1 protein-coding gene and 2 pseudogenes are annotated in these 4,459 nt (G+C 69.4%); 2 read left to right on the top strand and 1 reads right to left on the bottom strand.

All coding sequences use genetic code 11. The features are described 5' to 3' along the window. Positions 1-184: pseudogene (locus tag AC1DPN_RS19495) on the bottom strand (hypothetical protein); the annotation flags it as partial. A gap of 102 nt (positions 185-286) precedes the next feature. Between AC1DPN_RS19495 and AC1DPN_RS19490 the strand changes: the two are divergent. Next, positions 287-3,799 (top strand): nSTAND1 domain-containing NTPase, encoded by a 3,513-nt coding sequence (locus tag AC1DPN_RS19490; protein ID WP_477086438.1) that lies wholly within the window; start codon positions 287-289, stop codon positions 3,797-3,799. 476 nt (positions 3,800-4,275) lie between these two features. After that, positions 4,276-4,459: pseudogene (locus tag AC1DPN_RS19485) on the top strand (hypothetical protein); the annotation flags it as partial.

Here is a 4,459-nt window from a genome sequence, read left to right as displayed (position 1 = left end):
CTGAGATGGTGATCTCGAAGGGCACCGGGTAGCCGGTCACGAGGTAGGTGCCAGCGTCGATGGAGCCGCTCTGCGGGAACGGTGCGATCGTGTCAGCCTCCGCGGTCGGTGCGGGGGCCGGCGGTTCGGTCGCGGTGCACGCGGCGAGGCCGACGCACGCCAGTAGAGCGGCGGCAACACCCACCCGCCGCGAGCGTCTCGCGTGAGAGGCGCGGGTGCGCCGGGTTGAGGTCCACATGTCCGCGTCCTTTCCTTCGATCCGTGCAGCGCGATGGCTGCTCGATCAGTGAAGGGCACGCCGGTATCAGCAGGCTATCGGCGCCCGCCGGTTCGGTATCGGCGCGATATCAGCGGTCTTGTCGGATGTCGGGGTCGGGGTCACAGTGGCCCCATGGAGGTGCGCGTTCTGGGAGCGCTGACACTCGACGACGGCCGGATACCGCTGGCGCCGCGGGATCGTGCGGTGATGGCTGCGCTGACGATCCGCCTGGGTGCCGAGTTGTCGGCCGCATCCCTCGCGGCGGCGCTGTGGGGCGACAATCCGCCCGCCTCGTGGTCGAAGGTCATCCCGGGATGCGTCATGCGGTTGCGCCGGCTCATCGCGCCGGCGCGGATCGAGACCACCGCTCACGGGTACCGACTCACAACGGAGCACGTCGAGGTCGACGCCGAGCAATTCGAACGACTCGTCACCCGGGGTACGCAGCAGCTGGAGCTCGGTGAGCCCGAACGCGCCGCGCACACGTTCTCGGAGGCGCTCGCGCTGTGGCGGGGGGAGCCCTACGTCGACCTTCTCGACTGGGAACCGGCTCAGATCGCGTCCGGACGCCTGGAGGAGATGCGGCTCGGTGTCGAGGAGCTGCTCCTGGACGCACGGCTCCAGGCGGGCGAGGTTGCGGAGGTCGCCGCGCTGGCACGCGCCCGCGCCGCCGAAGCACCGCTGCGCGAGCGGCGCTGGGTCGTGTTGAGCGTGGCCCAGTATCGCCAGGGGCGGCAAGCGGATGCGCTCGCCACCGTGCGCCGGGCGCGGGGGATGCTCGCTGCCGAACTCGGGCTGGATCCGTGCACGGAGCTCGCTGAGCTGGAGCAGGCGATCCTGCGCCAGGATCCCGCGCTGCTGTCCGACCAGGTATTTCGGGCCGCGAACCCGGAGTGTCCGTACTTCGGGCTGCCTCCCGCGGGCACGGGTGACGCCGAACGGTACTTCGGTCGCGAGCAGGAGCTGTCCGGGGCCCTGCGGGCGCTCGAGGAGCACGGCGTGCTGCTCGTCGCGGGTTCATCGGGCGTGGGAAAGTCCTCATTCGTGAGGGCGGGGATCGGTGCGCAGTTCCTTGCGCGCGGCGTCGAGGTCGCCGTCGTGACGCCCGGCGAGCACCCGGTCGATGCTCTTCGCAATCTCGATATTCCTGCCGGGGGCTCGCTGCTCATCGTCGATCAGTGCGAGCAGGCGTTCGCCGTGGCCGACCCCGCCGAGGTCCGGGAGTTCTTCGACGCGCTGTCGCGCACGGTGTTCCGCGGCCCGCTCGTCGTGACGATCCGCGCCGACCGTCTCGGAGACCTGGCCGATCGCGAAGGCTTCCCCCAGATCATCCAGTCGCACATGCTCATGCTCACGGCGCTCGGCCCCGACGGGCTGCGGACCGTGATCGAGAAGCCCGCGGAGCAGTCCGGACTCATCTTGGAGCCGGGCCTCGTCGAGATCCTGGTCCGCGACGCCGACGGGCGAACCCTTCCGCTGCTCTCCCACGCCCTGCGCCAGGTGTGGTCCCGACGTGAGGGCCGTGTCCTGACCGTCGAGGGCTACCGCGCATCTGGAGAGATCGACGGTGCCGTCGCGAAGACCGCGGAAGAGGTCTTCGCGACACTGTCGACGGACGGCGCGCGGCTGCTGCGCGACATCCTCCTCCGGCTCGTCGAATCCTCCGCAGACGGCGCGGTGATATCTCGCCGGGTCGAGCGCACCCGGATCGCCATCGACGACGCCCATGCGAAGATCGTCGACCGGCTGGCCGACGCACGCCTGCTCACCACCGATGAAGAGTCCGTGCAGCTGTCGCACGAAGCACTCGCACGGGAATGGCCACGGCTCAAGGAATGGCTCGCCGATGATGTCGAGGGCCAGCGCATCATGCGACACCTCGGCTCCGCGGCCGCCGCCTGGGATGCGATGGAACGACCCGACAGCGAGCTCTACCGCGGCAGCCGACTGACGACCGCCCAGCACTGGCGGGACACGGCCGGTCCCGCGCTCACGGGGGTCGAACGAGAGTTCCTCGATGCCTCCGCAGCGAATGAGACCGCAGGACTCGCTGCCGCGCAGAACCAGCTTCGCAAGGAGCGCCGCATGGTGCGGCGACTCTCCTGGGTCTCCGTGGGCGCGGCCGCGCTCGCGATCTTTGCGGTGACGGCGAGCCTCTTTGCCGGATCCCAGGCGAACCTCGCAGGCGAGCGCGACACGGTCGCAGAGGCCCGGCGGGTCGCTGGCCTCGCGCTGGAGGAGCCGGACTTCGACCGTGCGCTGCTGCTCGCCGTTGAGGCCATCCACATCTGGGACGACTCCGACACTCGTGTCAACCTCGTACGCGTCATCTCTCGCGCACCCCGTCTGACGAGCATCATCCGCATCCCGGAAGACGGCGTCGCCGCTGCGAGCATGTCGCTCGCGGAGGACGGGACCCGGGCAGCGGTGATCGACAGCGACCACGACCTGCGCCTGTTCGACCTCGACGACCGATCGCAGCTCGGCGAGTACTCCCCGTTCGGGAAGATGATGCTGACCTCGGCGGTCGATCCCGTCTCCGGGGCCGTCGCGTTCAGCGAGACATCCGACCTCTGTACCGACACCCTCTGTGCTCGGCGAACGGGAACGCTCGACCTCGCAGAGCAGGGCCGCTCCGGCGTGGCAACCTACGAGGGAATGGGCGGGACCGCGATAGACGTCGAGTACTCGGCCGACGGATCCCAGTTCGCAGCGCTCACCGCGACGCAGCAGCCTGAGTCATCCGTGAGCATCGCCCTCTGGCGAGGCGGCGCGGGAGACCCGACCGGCCCGATACTCCTGGATCTCGGCGTGATCAGTTCCGATCCGCCCTCCACGCCCGGTCAGGCCTTGCCCCGTCAGGCCTGGCAATACAGTGCGGTGAAGTTCTCACCGGACGGCTCGCGCATCTATGCCAGCGGGTTCGGACCGACCGTCGTACTCGACACGGCATCGGGCGAGGAGCTCCACCAGATCCCCGGCACCGGGATTCTCGCCGTCAGTCCGGATGGCCGCCAGATCGCTGTCCGCGATGGCTCGCGCGCGGTGCGCATCGTTGACTCCTTCGGGCAAGCAACACCCATCACCGTCTCGCTGTCGTCCTTTCCAGCGGTGGCCGACTTCAGCCCAGACAGCACTCAGCTCGCCATCGCCGCCGGCAACGACTCCGTAGTGGCGATGGCCGCGAACGGCGAGATCGCGGAGACGCTCCGGGATCATGACGGCGAGGTCACCGCAGTCGAGTTCCGACCGACCGGCGAGCTGGTCACGGCCGGAGCGGACGGCGCGATCATCACGTCGCACTTCGGCGACTGGTCGGCGGCGTTTCGCAGCGACCTGCACATCAGGGACCACGAACCCGCGGAGCTCGATGAGCGCACCGTCGCGCTCGAACAGTCCGACGGGCGTTGGCAGGTCGTCGACGCCGAACCCGCAGTGTGGGAGGAACGCGCGTGCGAGATCGCCGGACGAGTCCTCACCCAGCAGGAGTGGACGGAGTCCTTGGGATCTCGTTCGTACACCCCGGCATGCGGGGAATGATCTGGTTGCCCATCCCGCCGAGGGAGCCGGTTTCGGGTAGTCCCCGACGTCGACCATTCCCGGGAACCGGATGAGCTCCACCGTCTCCGCGGCTGCCCGGATCGGTGAACCGTCGCCCGCCATGTTCTTGCTGACCAGGAACGGATCGAGGTGCCGAGCGGGCCGACCCGATGTGAACCTGCGATCCGCAGCCGCACGGACGGCCCGCTGTAGACGCGGGGATCCGGCCGTCGTCGAGTGTCAGCGCTCCCAGAACGCGCACCTCCATGGGGCCACTGTGACCCCCGACCCCGACATCCGACAAGACCGCTGATATCGCGCCGATACCGAACCGGCGGGCGCCGATAGCCTGCTGATACCGGCGTGCCCTTCACTGATCGAGCAGCCATCGCGCTGCACGGATCGAAGGAGAGGACGCGGACATGTGGACCTCAACCCGGCGCACCCGCGCCTCTCACGCGAGACGCTCGCGGCGGGTGGGTGTTGCCGCCGCTCTACTGGCGTGCGTCGGCCTCGCCGCGTGCACCGCGACCGAACCGCCGGCCCCCGCACCGACCGCGGAGGCTGACACGATCGCACCGTTCCCGCAGAGCGGCTCCATCGACGCTGGCACCTACCTCGTGACCGGCTACCCGGTGCCCTTCGAGATCACCATCTCAG

It is taken from the genome of Cellulomonas sp. P4_H4, from assembly GCF_056400865.1.
This window is presented reverse-complemented; position numbering and strand designations above follow the sequence as displayed.